Here is a 13,207-nt window from a genome sequence, read left to right as displayed (position 1 = left end):
CGGCCGGTTTCGTGTCGGCCGGCGCAGCAGCAACGGCCGGCGCCTCTGCTGCCGGAGCGGCGGGAGCCGGCGTGGGCTCCGCTGGCGCGGCGGCAACCACGGCTGGTGCAGCCGGAGCGGCCGGAGCTTCCGCCGCAGCAGGTGCTGCCGGCTTGGTTTCAGCCGGCTTTGCCTCGGCGGGCTTCGCATCGGCCGGCTTGGTCTCCGCCGGCGCAACGGCGGCAACCGCCTCGCCCGGCTCGCGCTCGAAGGGAACGGCGGCACGCGCCACGACCTTCACGCCATCGGCGTCGAGGCCGTCGACATGGATGGTGTAGCTGCCGACCGGAATATCACGCGTCGCCTCGACCAGGAAATGGCCGTCCGGTGACGTCTGCGCGTCGCCGAGCAGGATGTCGTTGGCATAGGCGCGGACCTTGCGGCCCGGGTCGGCAAGGCCGGCGACGAAAATCTTGTTGCCGTCGATCTCTACCGCCTCGACCACGATCTTGGGTTCGGCCACCGGCGCTGCGGGCGGTGTTGCCGGCGCCGCCGGGGTTGGTGCCGGGGCGGCCTGGACGACTGATGGCGCGGGTGTCGTCGCGGCCGGTGCGGCCAGCGCCGAAGCAGCGGGCGCCGGTGCCTCGGCGGCCGGAGCCGCCGGGGCGGCTGCCTGATCGCCGGTTGCCGGCGCGGCAGGTTTTTTCTCCGGCGCGGGGACCGTCAGCAATTCGGCCGGCTTGCCCGGCTCCTCGACCATGGCCAGAACCTGGCCGGCCGCATTGGCGGGAACCGAGACGACAGCGGTCTGCACCGAGGCGATCACGACCGTGCCGACCGTCGAGCGCAGGGTAATCGTATAATCGCCAGGTTTCAGCGGATCGTCGAGCACGATGACAAAGGCGCCGTCGGGACCGGCGACCGTCGACCCAAGCACCGTCGCGCCGTTGAGGATCTCGACCTTGGAGTTGGGCGCCGCATTGCCGGCGACGACGATCGAGCCATTACCCTCGACACGCACGACGTCGAAAGTCGGAGCGACCGGACCGGCCGTCGCGGGAGCTGCCGGAGCCGCCGCATTCGCCGGCGGCGTAGCCGGAGCCTCGGTTGCGGGGGCGGCGGGCGCGGTCGCCTGAGGCACCGCCGCCGGAGCAGCCGGCACCGCGGGGGCCGGCAAACGGCCTTCCGTGCCCGGGTCCGCCGGTTTCGGCGCCGCTGACGGCGTCAACGCCGCCACCTCGGCCGGCGGCGCGCGATGCAGATACGGGTCCAGCGCGCCCGATACGTAGGCGGTTCCTGCCGCCGCGACGGTCCCACCCGCCGCGAACAGGAACGCCTTCAGTGGATTAATTGCCATATTTCCCAACCCCCTTAGCCACCTAACGCCGGTCTAGCCTGTTTTGCCATGACCGACAAGAAAAAGCCCCGGCTTGTTAAGGCCTGGGGCTTGACCGCGCATCCAGACCCAATCACCAATCATCGCCATGAACACGATTCGATCCGTCTGCGTCTATTGCGGCTCGTCTCCGGGCCACAATGAAATCTATATCAAGGCCGGTCACCTGCTCGGGCGCTCGATCGCGCGCTCCGGCCTCAGGCTGGTCTATGGTGGCGGCACCAAGGGCATCATGGGAGCCGTCGCCGAAGGCGCGCTCAAGGCCGGAGGCAAGGTCACCGGCATCATTCCCCGCTTCCTCATCAGCAAGGAAGCGACCGAAAGCGCGCTCGGCCGGCTCGACGAACTCCTCATCACCGACAATATGCACGAGCGCAAGCACAGGATGTTCGAAAAATCCGACGCCTTTGTGGCGCTGCCGGGCGGCATAGGCACGGTCGAGGAGATCGTCGAGATCATGACCTGGGCGCAGCTCGGCCACCACCGCAAGCCGATCGTCTTCGGCAATGTCGGCGGATTCTGGGATCCGATGCTGGCCCTGCTCGAACATATGACGGCGGAAGGCTTCATCCACACCGCGCAACGGGTCAAGCCGCTGGTCGTCAACGACCCGGAAGCCATCGTCGCCGCCATCATGGTGGCCGGATCCTCCGTCGACGCACCGACCGACGGCGTACAGTCGGTGATAGACAAGATGTAAGGGAATAAGGCAGTAGGGCAGTAGGGCAGTAAGAGAGTCGGGAAAGACACCCCTACTGCCCTACTGCCCTACTGCCTTCCGCAGATCAGCGATCACTGCCCGCCTGTCCTGCCGCCGCCAGGCGAGATGGATCGACACGCCGCGCTTGAACCAGGGAAGTTCGCGGAAGATCCCCGGCGGCGCGGCGTTTCGCAGGCTCTCCTGCACCGTTGCAAGGCCCAATCCGGCGCTCACCAGGCCGAGCGAAGTCAAGGGATCGGCGGTCTCGTAGGCGATATCGGGCACGAAGCCAGCCTCCATGCAAGCCGCCAGGAACTGGCCGCGGTTGGTGTCGGCGGGCTGGCGCACCACGGTGATCCAGGTACGGCCGTCGAGATGATGCGGATGGATTTCGGCGACAGTCGTGAGCGCGTCGCCCTCGGGTATCGCCAAAATCAGCGGCTCGCGCCGGACCAGCATTGAGGCAATTTCGGGATAGTCGGCCGGTGGCGGCGAATAAACCAGGCCGAGATCCAGCGTGCGCTGGCGCAGCCCTTCGAACTGCGCGGCGGAGCGCAGGCTCATCAGGCTGATATGCAATTGCGGCCGCTCCGGGCGGAATTGTCCGAGCATGTCGGCGACCAATCCGGCATGAACCGCGCCCTCGACATAGCCGATGGCGAGACGGCCGGCCGCGCCGCTGGCGAGGTCGCGGCCGAACGCCTCGACGCGCTTTGCACTGGCGAGTAGCGCGCGGGCTTCCGTGAGGAAGGCGCGACCCTCGGCGTTGAGATGAACCCGTTGCTTTGCCCGTTCGAACAAGGTGACGCCCAATTGCTGCTCGAGCTGCATGATCTGCCGGCTGAGCGGCGATTGCGAAATGTGCAGTAGCTCGGCGGCGCGGCCGACATTGCCGGTTTCGGCGACCGTGACGAAGTAGCGAAGCTGGCGCAGATCGAACATTGCTCACCAAGTCCTGCAAGGTCTCAATTTTAGCCTAATCAGTCTTGGACAGTCTGACCAGCCAAAACCGATAATCGGCCATCCCAACCAAAGGAGACCTCGATGCAATTTCTCGCCCTTCTCGCCCGCAACACCGCAAAGTTCAGCGACGCCGACTTTGCCCCGCTCCTGCCCGGCGAAGCCGAGCAGCGGCGCACGCTCTATGCCGGCGGCGCGGTGCGCCAGATATGGAATCGCGGTGACATTCCCGGCAGCGGTATGATGTTCGAGGCGGCCGACGACACCGAGGTGCGCGCCCATCTCGCCACCCTGCCGCTGATCAAGGCCGGCATGATGGATATAGCGGCGATCGTGCCGCTCAACCCCTATCCCGGTTTTGGACCGAAGCACTGAATGGAACCACGCCCACGGCGGCTCGGCGGTTTGTCATGCCGAGCCGCCGTGGGCCGGTCTAAACTAGCTCGCCGCGGCCAGTCTGCTTACCAGCAGTTTGTCGATGCGGCGGCCATCGAGATCGAGGATCTCGAAACGCCAGCCCTCATGGCTAAAGCTCTCTCCGGCCTCCGGCAGATGTCCGAGCTGGAGCAGCGCAAAGCCCGCTATGGTGCGATAGTCGCCGTCGGCGGGGCGGCTCTTGATGCCCAGGCGGTCAAAGGCTTCGTGCGCGGCCATCATGCCTTCGATCAGGAGCGATCCGTCCTCGCGCACGACGACGTCCGGCTCCTCGCCCTCGGCCCCCGGCAGATCGCCCGCCATGGCCTCGAGCAAGTCGGTCTGGGTGACGATGCCTTCGAGACTGCCATACTCGTCCATGACCGTGATCAGCCGGACCGGCGATTGCTTGAACCGCTCCAGCACCCTGATGATGGAGGTTGCCTCATAGACGACCAGCGGCTCGCGCAGCACAGCCATCGGGTCGAGCTGTCGTCCGTCGAGAAGCTGGTCAAGCAGGTCCTTCTTCAGGACCATGCCGATCGGCTCGTCGATGCTGTCGCGGCCGACAAGGAGCTGTTCGTGCTGACATTCGCGAATGGTGCGTATGATGTCCTCACGCGTATCGCCGAGATCGATCCAGTCGACATCGTGGCGCGGCGTCATGATGTCGCCAATGCGGCGCTCGCCAATATTGAGGACACGCACGAACACTTCGCGCTGCGCGTGTTCGAGGATGCCGGCCTCCTGGCTCGCCTGAACCAGGAGCTTCAGCTCTTCGGGAGAATGCAAGGCACCTTCGCCCGTGCCCGGCCGGAGCCCGCAAGCTCGCAGCACAAGGTTGCCGAGACCGTTCAAGGTGACGATCGCCGGACGCAGGAGGAACAGAAAGAGCCCGAGCGGACGCACGATCCACAGGGCCGTGCTCTCGCTGCGCTGCAGGGCGAGGCTCTTCGGCGCGAGTTCGCCGAGCACGATGTGCAGCGTCGTGATGATGATGAAGGCAATGGCAACCGCGATAACATGCGAGCCGAAAACAGCCATCGATTGCGGCAGGCCTGCCAGCAGCGGCTCGATCAGATGCGCCAGCGCCGGCTCGCCGACCCAGCCGAGGGCCAGCGACGAAATGGTGATGCCAAGCTGGGTGGCGGCGAGATTGGCATCGAGATTGTCGAGGGCCCGCTTCAGGGCCGCCGCATTCATGCGGCCGGCGGCAACCAGTTCCGCCACGCGGCTCTTTCGAACCGCCACCAGTGAAAATTCCGCCGCTACGAAAAAACCGTTCGCCGCGACAAGGAAAAGGACCGAAAGAATTCCCAGAATATCGGCCAAGCTACTACTGCCATCGCCCGCAGGCATGATCTCCCTTTCTGATTTTGTGCGCGATCGTCGCGCCGCTGGTGAAAAACGGCGGCATGAACGATGCCGCCGCCAGTTGCCTCCGGCAACTCCCGCAAATCTAGACAATACTAAACGTATCGCCTAGGGGCCTGCCGGCAGAATTTCCCACACTGTCGGGCACCGACGCCGACTGACGTTGGATAACGGGTCAGAGTCATGGCGCTTTAATCCACGGATCGTCATTTTCCTGTTATCTGCGAGCGGCAATTTTCTCGCGCAATTCAACCAAACGCTGTTGCGAGGAAAAATGATATTGAAGAACATTGCTCTCGGTTTCGCAGGTGCGATTTTCTGCCTGGCTCCCGGGATTGCCCTGGCGGACTACGTCAATCCTGTCGCCTACCCCCAGTCGGGAGATCCGACCGACATCCAGGTTGTGATCGAAATTCCGGCCGGCAGTTCGACCAAATACGAGATCGACGCGAAGACCGGCCATGTGGTCGTGGATCGCTTCCAGTCGATGTCGGTGGTCTATCCCGCCAATTACGGTTCGATCGCCAGCACCAAGGGCGGGGACGGCGACCCGCTCGACGCGCTGGTCTTCAGCCGCGAGCCCATCTATCCCGGAGCCTTCATCCGGGTGCGGCCGATCGGCGTGCTCAAGATGATCGACGGCGGGGAATCCGACAACAAGATCATCGCGGTCCCGGTGTCCGACGTGGACCCCACCTATGACAACATCAAGTCCATCGAGGATCTTCCCTCGATCGAGCGCGAGCGGATCGAACAGTTCTTCTCGGTCTACAAGCGCCTGCCGGCGGGCCGTAAAGTGGTCGAGCTCAATGGCTATGACGGCGTCAATGTCGCCATCGACGAAGTGAAGAGCGCACTGGACAAGTTCAAGGTCGACTGACGCGGGCTTTCGAATTTCCGATCCCGGGCACAGTCCCGGGATCGGACCGCCCGCCTCTGCGCATGGGCGGGAACGGCGCTCGACACACTGTGATCGGGCGTCAAGGAACCGTCACACAGATCCGGGCTCGCGCGTGTTAGGAATCGCGATCAGGCAGCCGCGATGCGGCGCCGTATCCGAAACCTGCATCTGGCACCACGCTCATGGATGTCGCCCTCGCCCCTGAAGGCACCGATCTCTCGCCTTATCTGCCCGACGAGCACGGGCTGTTCTTCCTCTATCATTTCACCGCCGACGGCATTCGCACCAAGGACCCCGCGCAAGCGCACTGGAGCTGGCGGAGCTATCAGATAACCGACCTGCACGCCCGCCAGGAGATCGGCGCCGAGAAGGCCCTGCCGGCCACCGCGCGGGACGCTTTCCTCGCGCCCAGCCATGGCTGCCATATCGACTACGAGGACAACTGGCTGTTTGGCGACCTGCCAGACCTGAGGCACGATTTTTCGGAGGCGCGCGGGCTCGTTCATTTCCGCTTCGCCTTCAACGATACGATGCTGATCGGCGCCCGCAAGCAACCGCTGGAATCGGTCGATGCCATCCGCAAAACTGTGGAGAACGGATCGCGCAAGTTCCGCTCGCCGGCCGAACTCATCGAGGCGGTAATGGGCCAGTCGCTCGACGGCATGGCGCTCGAACTCGGCAAGCTCGGCGACACGCTCGACGGCATCGAGGACCGCGTGGTGCGCGACGCATGGCACAATGAGCGGCAACCACTGGTCGATGCCCGGCGGCAGTTGGTGGTCATCCACCGGCAGATGGCAACGCTGACCAATCTGTTTCGCCATCTCGATCATTCACATCGTGACGAACTGCCCGACCCGATCAACGACATGGCGGCAAGGCTCTCGCACCGGGCGCTGACGCTCTACAATGACGGCGAGCAATTGCAGGCACGTACGAGGCTGCTGCAGGACGAACTGATGGCCAAACTGACGATGCAGTCGAACCAGTTGCTTTACATCCTCTCGGTCATGACAGCCGTGTTGCTGCCGATGACCATTATCTCCGGCCTGTTCGGCATGAATGTCGGTGGATTGCCCCTGCTCGACACGCCGATTGGCTTCTGGGTGGTGACGGGGATATCGGTGATCATCGCGGCCGCGACCTACCTGTTCGTCCGCCGGCTTGGGCGCGGGTTGTAGCGCACCCGAAACTTTACGCCGAAGCGCGAAGATCCTCGGCGATGGTGCCGGCGGCCCGGACTTCAGCCTCATGGTCGGGCTCGCGCCAGGTTTCCGCGAGACCTGCTTCATACCAGTCGCGCATTCCCGCCAGGGCAAGCAACCGCGCCGGATAGGCGGCAGCCGCGCCCTCGAAGGCAAGTCCATAGGACTGGGCCCGAAACGCCACCGGGGCGAAGAAGGCGTCGACAGCGGTAAAATGCGCACCCGCCAGAAACGGCCCGCCGAAACGGTTCAGACCATCGTTCCAGAGATCGCCGAGGCGGAAGATATCCTGCTTCAATGCATCGGCCATCGGAAACGGCTCGACGCGTACGCCACAGTTCATGGGACATGAGCCGCGCAACGCGGTGAAACTCGAGTGCATTTCGGCCGCGGCCGAGCGCGCCCAGGCCCGCGCCTTGGCCTCGACCGGCCAGACGCCGTGATGCCGCTCGGCCAGATATTCGGCGATCGCGAGCGAATCCCAGACCGCCCAGCCGTCTTCGACCAGGCAGGGCACCCGGCCGCTCGGCGAGAACGGCCGGTAGAGGGCCCAGCTCGATCCGGTCGGAAAGGGCGTCAGCCGCTCCTCGAAGGGAATGCCGAGTTCGCGCATGAGTACCCATGGCCGCAGCGACCATGAGGAATAATTCTTGTTGGCGATATGCAGGAGATACATCGAAAATCCTCTACCGCCCGGAGGCCTTGCGTGCCGACGCCAGCATCGACCAGGAGTAAACCGCGAGTGCCGCCCAGATCAGCGCGAAGGCGACAGCCTGCGCCGTGCCGAACGGCTCATCGAAGATCAGTACGGCGATCAGAAACACCATGGTCGGCGCTATGTACTGCATGATGCCGATGGTGGAGAGCCGCAGCAGCTTGGCGCCGAAGGCGAATAAAAGCAGCGGAACCGCGGTCACCGGGCCGCAGCCGAGAAGCAGCGCGGTATCGCCCGCAGTGCTGGAGATGAAATGGTCCTGACCGGTGGCGATCAGGTAGACGATATAGCAAAGCGCCGGCACCGAAAGCAGCAGCACCTCGAGCAGGAAGCCCTGGCTTGGGCCTATCGGCAGCGTCTTGCGGAAGAAACCGTAGGCGGCGAAGGAAAGGGCGAGCGCCAGCGAGACCCATGGCAGCTTGCCGCCCTCGATGGTAAGCACCGTCACGGCGATCGCGGCCAGCGCCACCGCGGCGATCTGCAGACGATCGAGTTTTTCGCCAAGCATCACCGCTCCAACGACGACGACCACCAGAGGATTGATATAGTAGCCAAGGGCGGTCTCGACGGTGCGATCGACCGAGATCGCCCAGACATAGATGCCCCAGTTGACCGAGATCAGCACGGCCGTCAGCGCCGCCATGGCAATGCTCTTCGGCGAGCGGATCACGGCCTTGAAGTCGGCGGTGCGGCCGGCCCAGACCAGCACGGCCGCGGCGATCGGCACCGACCAGAGGATGCGATGCGAAATCACCTCGGCCAAGGGCAGATGCGCCACTGCCTTCATGTAGAAAGGCAGCAGGCCCCACAGGAAGTAAGCGCCAAGCGCCAGAAGAAAACCGCGACGGGCCTTGGCGTCCTGATCGAGTTGAGCGGCTTCGGTGACCATGGCCTGACGCTATGGCCCAGCGGAACGCGCAAGACCATCACATATTTCTGATGGATCAATGGACTTCCCGTGATGGTTCAAGCGGTTTTTCGCCACGACCTCGCTTCCGACAACGGGAGGAGGAAGCAGAGCTGCTACTCCGCCGCCACCAGTCCGGCCATGTCGCGGTTCTTCATCAGCTTGTAGACGATCGAATCCATCAGCGCCTGGAAGGAAGCATCGATGATGTTTTCCGACACGCCGACCGTCCACCAGCGGGCGCCGGTGGAATCGTGCGATTCGACGAGCACCCGGGTGATCGCTTCGGTGCCGCCATTGAGGATACGCACCTTGAAGTCGGCGAGTTCGAGGTCGACGATCTCGCCCTGATATTTGCCGAGATCCTTGCGCAGCGCGATGTCGAGCGCATTGACCGGGCCATGGCCTTCGGCGACAGACATCTTCTCCTCGCCGTCGACCTCGACCTTCACGATCGCCTCCGACACCGTCTTCAACTGGCCGTTGGCGTCGAAGCGACGCTCGACCATGCAGCGGAAGGAGGTGACGTTGAAGAACTCCGGCAGGCCATGCAGCATCTTGCGGGCAAGCAGTTCGAAAGACGCGTCCGCGCCCTCATAGGCATAGCCCGAGGCCTCGCGCTCCTTGACCACCGCGATCAGCGCGTCGAGGCGGTGATCGTCCCTCGGCACTTCGATGCCGCGCCGCTTCAGCTCGGCCAGGAAATTGGCCTTGCCGCCCTGGTCGGAGACCATGACGCGACGGCGGTTGCCGACGGCCTGCGGCTCCACGTGCTCATAGGTCGCCGGCTCCTTGGCGAGCGCCGAAGCATGGATGCCGGCCTTGGTGGCGAAGGCGGAAGCGCCGACATAGGGCGCCTGCGCTTCCGGCGCGCGGTTCAATAATTCGTCGAAGGCGCGCGACAACCTGGATATGCCGGTCAGCGCTTCGGCAGAGATGCCCGTTTCGAAACGGTCGGCGAAGGCCGGCTTCAGCGCCAGGGTCGGGATGATGGTGACCAGATTGGCGTTGCCGCAGCGCTCGCCAATGCCGTTCAGCGTGCCCTGGATCTGGCGTGCGCCGGCTTCGACCGCGGCCAGCGAGTTGGCCACCGCCTGCCCGGTGTCGTCATGCGCGTGGATGCCGAGATGGTCGCCCGGTATGCCCGCGGCGATGACTTTTTCGACGATGGCCCGCACCTCGGACGGCTGTGTGCCGCCATTGGTGTCGCACAGCACCACCCAGCGTGCGCCGGCATCATAGGCCGTCCTGGCACAGGCCAGCGCATAGTCCGGATTCGCCTTGAAGCCATCGAAGAAATGCTCGCAGTCGACCATCGCCTCCTTGCCGGCGGCGACCGCCGCCTCGACAGAAGCCCTTATCGAATCCAGGTTTTCCTCGTTGGTGCAGCCGAGCGCGACACGGACGTGGTAATCCCAGCTCTTGGCGACGAAGCAGATGGCATCGGACTTCGACTGCACCAGCGCCGCAAGGCCCGGATCGTTGGACGCCGAGACGCCGGCCCGCTTGGTCATGCCGAAGGCGACGAATTCGGCGCGCGCCGTGCGCTTCTTCTGGAAGAATGCCGTGTCGGTCGGATTGGCGCCGGGATAGCCGCCCTCGACATAGTCCATGCCGAACTCGTCGAGCAGCTTTGCAATCGCGATCTTGTCCTCGACGGAAAAGTCGATGCCCGGCGTCTGCTGGCCATCGCGCAATGTCGTGTCGAAGAGATAGAGGCGTTGCTTTGTCATGGCTGCGTGGGTGCGTGAGCACCTTCCCTTGGCCCGAAGGCCGATATCAGTTCTTGCCCGCGAACGTGTCCGTCGCCCGGATCAGCCGGTCCAGAATGCCCGGTTCCGAATAGGCATGCCCGGCGCCCTCGATCAGATGAAAATCCGCCTTCGGCCAGGCCTTGTGCAGCGCCCAGGCATATTTCGCCGGACACGGCATGTCGTAGCGGCCGTGGACGATCGTGCCGGGTATATCCTTGAGCTTGTACGCATCGCGTAGCAACTGCCCTTCCTCCAGCCAGCCGGCATGGACGAAATAATGGTTCTCGATGCGGGCGAAGGCGACGGCATAGTCGTCCTTGCCGAACGGAGTGCTGGTCTCCGGTTCCGGCAGCAGCGTGATCGTCTCGCCTTCCCACAGGCTCCAGGCAAGGGCGGCCTCGACCTGGGCCTTGCGATCGGTGCCGACCAACCGCTTGCGATAGGCCGCCATCATGTCGCCGCGCTCGGCCTCGGGGATCGGCGCCAGGAAACGTTCCCATTTATCGGGAAACATTTCGGAGACGCCGAACTGATAGTACCATTCGAGCTCGGCCCGGGTCAGCGTATAGATGCCGCGCACCACCAGTTCGCTGACGCGCCCGGGGTGCGTTTCGGCATAGGCGAGCGCCAGGGTCGAGCCCCAAGAGCCGCCGAACACCAGCCACTTGTCGAATCCGGCCATCTCGCGCAGGCGCTCGATATCGGCGACCAGATGCCAGGTGGTGTTGGCTTCCAGCGAGGCGTTGGGTGTCGACTTGCCGCAACCGCGCTGGTCGAACAGGATGACGTCGTAGAGCTTCGGGTCGAACAGGCGCCGGTGTTTCGGCGATATGGTGCCTCCCGGCCCGCCATGCAGGAACACGGCCGGCTTGGCGCCTTTGGTGCCGGAACGCTCCCAATAGACCTTGTGGCCGTCGCCGACATCGAGCATGCCAGAGTCGAACGGTTCGATTTCCGGATAGAGAGTGCGCAAGCTCATAGTTTCAGGCCCTGTTGCGGCCAGTTGGCCGTTTCGTGATCGGGATGCTGGAAGGAGATGATCTGCTCCTGCCTTGCGTAATAGTCGGGATCGTCATGGACCGGCGCCTGGAAGATCGCTTCCACCCAAGGCAGCCGGGCCGCATAGTTGACCTGGATCTGCGGCGCCAGATCCGAACGTTCGTCGAAGGCGCCGATGGCGATTTCCAGCCCGCCCGGCTGGCGGTAGGTCAGCGGCGTCCCGCAACGGGCGCAGAAGCCGCGATCGATGTTGACCGACGACTGGAAATAGCTCGGTTCCTCATGCGTCCATTCGACACCATCGCTGGGCACCGTCACCAGCGCGCCGAAGAAGGAGCCGAACTGCTTCTGGCACATGCGGCAATGGCAGATGGAGGGGCGGCCGAGCGCGCCCTTGATGCGGAAGCGCACGGCGCCGCATTGGCAGCCGCCGGTTCGGACTTGATCGGTCATGGTCTTTCCTCCGGCGGCCATTGGTCGGTGTCGTGGTCGGGATGCTGATAGGAGACAAGTTCGGCAAGGTAGGGGGCCGAGTCCATATCCGCCATCGTCTCCTCGCCAGGCAGGCGTGGAATGTTATCGACATAAGGCAATTTTGCCTCCGTGCCCCATTGGATGGTCGGCGCGATGCCGGCCGGGTCGTCGAAGGCGGCTATCGCCAGCGCCATGCCATCAGGCGCCTCGAAAGTCAGCGGCGTGCCGCATTCGGCGCAGAAGCCGCGCCAGGCGGCATTGGAGGAACGGAACCGCTTGGGTTCGCCCCGCGTCCAGTCGACCCTGGCGCCGCGGACCGACACCAGCGGCATGTAGAAATTACCGCTCGCTTTTTGGCACATGCGGCAGTGGCAGACCGAAGCGTCGCCCAGCGTGCCTTCGACGCGAAAGCGTACCGCGCCGCACTGGCAGCCGCCTGTATAAACCGGCCGGTTGTCGAGGCTCATGATTCCCTCCGGCTCATGAGATCATTGCGGGTCATGGCAGACCGCCTCGACGTTGTTGCCGTCGGGGTCAAAGACAAAGGCACCGTAATAGTTCGGGTGATAGTGCGGGCGAAGGCCAGGCCCGCCATTGTCCCTGCCACCGGCGGCAAGCGCGGCCGCATGGAAAGCGTCGACCTCGGCGCGGCTGCGCGCGGTAAACGCGACATGCTGGTGATCCCTGGGCTTGTCCTTGCCGGTGCTCAGCCAGAACACCGGCCGGTCGCGGCCATAGCCGCCGACCTTGGCGCCGCCGGTGTATTCCAGCGGCACCATATAGAGCAGCGAGGCGCCAAGCGGCGCCATCGCCTTGTCGTAGAACGCCTTCGAGGCGTCGAAATCGGAAACGGTTATGCCGAGATGGTCGATCATGAAACGAACTCCTCCGTTGCTGATTGCGGCACATCGGCGCCCGCCAGGCCGACGGCGATGACGATGTGCTGGCAGACATTGTCGATATCGCGGATGACGTCGTCGTTCCAGAAGCGCAGGATGGTCCAGCCCAAAGCTTCGAGCTTGGTTGCTCGCACAGCGTCAGATGCAGAAACCTGACGCGAGGCGTGCTGGGAGCCATCCAGTTCGACGATCAGCTTTTTGTTGGGACAGGCGAAGTCGACGATGTAGCCGGCGATCGGCATTTGGCGTCGAAACGCCAGTCCCATGAGGCGGTGCGCCCTGATCTCATTCCACAGCTTCAGTTCGGCGTTGGTCATCGACTTGCGCATCTTGCGCGCGTTGCCACGATTGAGAGGAGATACAGGATGATGGGTCACTGCGAGGCGCCCCCCTCTGTCCTGCCGGACATCTCCCCCTCAAGGGGGGAGATTGGCAGCTTTGCCGGCGGCGCCCAATCATCAACATCGGCGATTGGGGTAAGCCGAAATGACAGCCGATCTCCCCCCTTGAGGGGGAGATGTCCGGCAGGA

The 13,207-nt window shown here is 64.1% G+C and carries 15 protein-coding genes; 4 read left to right on the top strand and 11 right to left on the bottom strand.

Translation table 11 applies throughout. The features are described from left to right. On the bottom strand, positions 1 to 1,336 hold a 1,336-nt coding region (locus J0I79_RS32425; RefSeq protein WP_292869412.1), incomplete at its 3' end, for a peptigoglycan-binding protein LysM. 127 nt (positions 1,337 to 1,463) lie between these two features. On the opposite strand from J0I79_RS32425, the gene J0I79_RS32420 reads away from it, so the two are divergent. Next, positions 1,464 to 2,075 carry a TIGR00730 family Rossman fold protein gene (locus tag J0I79_RS32420; protein WP_292869409.1) on the top strand — a complete coding sequence of 204 codons (612 nt, stop codon included), beginning with the start codon at positions 1,464 to 1,466 and terminating at the stop codon, positions 2,073 to 2,075. A gap of 60 nt (positions 2,076 to 2,135) precedes the next feature. On the opposite strand, the gene J0I79_RS32415 is transcribed toward J0I79_RS32420, so the two are convergent. Further along, positions 2,136 to 3,017 (bottom strand): LysR substrate-binding domain-containing protein, encoded by an 882-nt coding sequence (locus tag J0I79_RS32415; RefSeq protein WP_292869406.1) that lies wholly within the window; start codon positions 3,015 to 3,017, stop codon positions 2,136 to 2,138. A 102-nt stretch (positions 3,018 to 3,119) separates the two neighbouring features. Between J0I79_RS32415 and J0I79_RS32410 the strand changes: the two genes are divergently transcribed. Continuing rightward, positions 3,120 to 3,410 carry a muconolactone Delta-isomerase family protein gene (locus tag J0I79_RS32410; RefSeq protein ID WP_292869403.1) on the top strand — a complete coding sequence of 97 codons (291 nt, stop codon included), beginning with the start codon at positions 3,120 to 3,122 and terminating at the stop codon, positions 3,408 to 3,410. A 63-nt stretch (positions 3,411 to 3,473) separates the two neighbouring features. Here the strand turns inward: J0I79_RS32410 and J0I79_RS32405 are convergent, their stop codons facing one another. After that, on the bottom strand, positions 3,474 to 4,808 hold the full coding sequence (locus tag J0I79_RS32405) for a hemolysin family protein (protein ID WP_292869401.1): 1,335 nt from the start codon (positions 4,806 to 4,808) through the stop codon (positions 3,474 to 3,476). A 295-nt stretch (positions 4,809 to 5,103) separates the two neighbouring features. On the opposite strand from J0I79_RS32405, the gene J0I79_RS32400 reads away from it, so the two are divergent. Continuing rightward, positions 5,104 to 5,703 carry an inorganic diphosphatase gene (locus J0I79_RS32400; RefSeq protein WP_292869399.1) on the top strand — a complete coding sequence of 200 codons (600 nt, stop codon included), beginning with the start codon at positions 5,104 to 5,106 and terminating at the stop codon, positions 5,701 to 5,703. A gap of 203 nt (positions 5,704 to 5,906) precedes the next feature. Then, positions 5,907 to 6,905 carry a transporter gene (locus J0I79_RS32395; protein WP_292869397.1) on the top strand — a complete coding sequence of 333 codons (999 nt, stop codon included), beginning with the start codon at positions 5,907 to 5,909 and terminating at the stop codon, positions 6,903 to 6,905. Positions 6,906 to 6,918: 13 nt separating this feature from the next. Here J0I79_RS32395 and J0I79_RS32390 read toward each other — a convergent pair whose 3' ends face one another. The 8 genes from J0I79_RS32390 to J0I79_RS32355 all read right to left on the bottom strand — a co-directional run bounded on the left by J0I79_RS32390 (position 6,919) and on the right by J0I79_RS32355 (position 13,054). After that, complete coding sequence (locus J0I79_RS32390) at positions 6,919 to 7,605, bottom strand: glutathione S-transferase family protein (RefSeq protein WP_292869395.1); 687 nt, start codon at positions 7,603 to 7,605, stop codon at positions 6,919 to 6,921. A 10-nt stretch (positions 7,606 to 7,615) separates the two neighbouring features. Next, complete coding sequence (gene rarD, locus J0I79_RS32385; RefSeq protein ID WP_292869393.1) at positions 7,616 to 8,533, bottom strand: EamA family transporter RarD; 918 nt, start codon at positions 8,531 to 8,533, stop codon at positions 7,616 to 7,618. 134 nt (positions 8,534 to 8,667) lie between these two features. Further along, a complete protein-coding gene (gene cimA, locus J0I79_RS32380; protein ID WP_292869391.1) occupies positions 8,668 to 10,284 on the bottom strand; it encodes a citramalate synthase in 1,617 nt (538 codons plus the stop codon). A 46-nt stretch (positions 10,285 to 10,330) separates the two neighbouring features. Beyond that, on the bottom strand, positions 10,331 to 11,284 hold the full coding sequence (pip, locus tag J0I79_RS32375; protein ID WP_292869389.1) for a prolyl aminopeptidase: 954 nt from the start codon (positions 11,282 to 11,284) through the stop codon (positions 10,331 to 10,333). Continuing rightward, positions 11,281 to 11,757, bottom strand: coding sequence for a GFA family protein (locus J0I79_RS32370; protein WP_292869387.1), 477 nt, complete (start codon positions 11,755 to 11,757; stop codon positions 11,281 to 11,283). The genes pip and J0I79_RS32370 overlap by 4 nt, the downstream gene beginning before the upstream one ends. Then, on the bottom strand, positions 11,754 to 12,245 hold the full coding sequence (locus J0I79_RS32365) for a GFA family protein (RefSeq protein WP_292869385.1): 492 nt from the start codon (positions 12,243 to 12,245) through the stop codon (positions 11,754 to 11,756). Before J0I79_RS32365 ends, J0I79_RS32370 begins: the two co-directional genes overlap by 4 nt. A 21-nt stretch (positions 12,246 to 12,266) precedes the next feature. Further along, positions 12,267 to 12,653, bottom strand: a complete 387-nt coding sequence (locus tag J0I79_RS32360; protein WP_292869383.1) for a VOC family protein — start codon at positions 12,651 to 12,653, stop codon at positions 12,267 to 12,269. Beyond that, a complete protein-coding gene (locus J0I79_RS32355) occupies positions 12,650 to 13,054 on the bottom strand; it encodes a DUF559 domain-containing protein (protein ID WP_292869380.1) in 405 nt (134 codons plus the stop codon). The genes J0I79_RS32360 and J0I79_RS32355 overlap by 4 nt, the downstream gene beginning before the upstream one ends. Between the last annotated feature and the right edge of the window lie 153 nt (positions 13,055 to 13,207).

This window comes from Mesorhizobium sp. (assembly GCF_017306585.1).
Classification (GTDB): Bacteria; Pseudomonadota; Alphaproteobacteria; order Rhizobiales; family Rhizobiaceae; genus Mesorhizobium.
The sequence above is the reverse complement of the archived record's forward strand: the minus strand, read 5'-3'. Positions and strand labels throughout refer to the sequence as shown.

Coding starts and splice junctions, on each gene's coding strand:
- cimA (WP_292869391.1), bottom strand. CDS start 10,284: ATGACAAAGCAACGCCTCTATCTCTTCGACACGACATTGCGCGATGGC.
- J0I79_RS32410 (WP_292869403.1), top strand. CDS start 3,120: ATGCAATTTCTCGCCCTTCTCGCCCGCAACACCGCAAAGTTCAGCGAC.
- J0I79_RS32360 (WP_292869383.1), bottom strand. CDS start 12,653: ATGATCGACCATCTCGGCATAACCGTTTCCGATTTCGACGCCTCGAAG.
- J0I79_RS32370 (WP_292869387.1), bottom strand. CDS start 11,757: ATGACCGATCAAGTCCGAACCGGCGGCTGCCAATGCGGCGCCGTGCGC.
- J0I79_RS32365 (WP_292869385.1), bottom strand. CDS start 12,245: ATGAGCCTCGACAACCGGCCGGTTTATACAGGCGGCTGCCAGTGCGGC.
- pip (WP_292869389.1), bottom strand. CDS start 11,284: ATGAGCTTGCGCACTCTCTATCCGGAAATCGAACCGTTCGACTCTGGC.
- J0I79_RS32405 (WP_292869401.1), bottom strand. CDS start 4,808: ATGCCTGCGGGCGATGGCAGTAGTAGCTTGGCCGATATTCTGGGAATT.
- J0I79_RS32390 (WP_292869395.1), bottom strand. CDS start 7,605: ATGTATCTCCTGCATATCGCCAACAAGAATTATTCCTCATGGTCGCTG.
- J0I79_RS32420 (WP_292869409.1), top strand. CDS start 1,464: ATGAACACGATTCGATCCGTCTGCGTCTATTGCGGCTCGTCTCCGGGC.
- J0I79_RS32415 (WP_292869406.1), bottom strand. CDS start 3,017: ATGTTCGATCTGCGCCAGCTTCGCTACTTCGTCACGGTCGCCGAAACC.
- rarD (WP_292869393.1), bottom strand. CDS start 8,533: ATGGTCACCGAAGCCGCTCAACTCGATCAGGACGCCAAGGCCCGTCGC.
- J0I79_RS32395 (WP_292869397.1), top strand. CDS start 5,907: ATGGATGTCGCCCTCGCCCCTGAAGGCACCGATCTCTCGCCTTATCTG.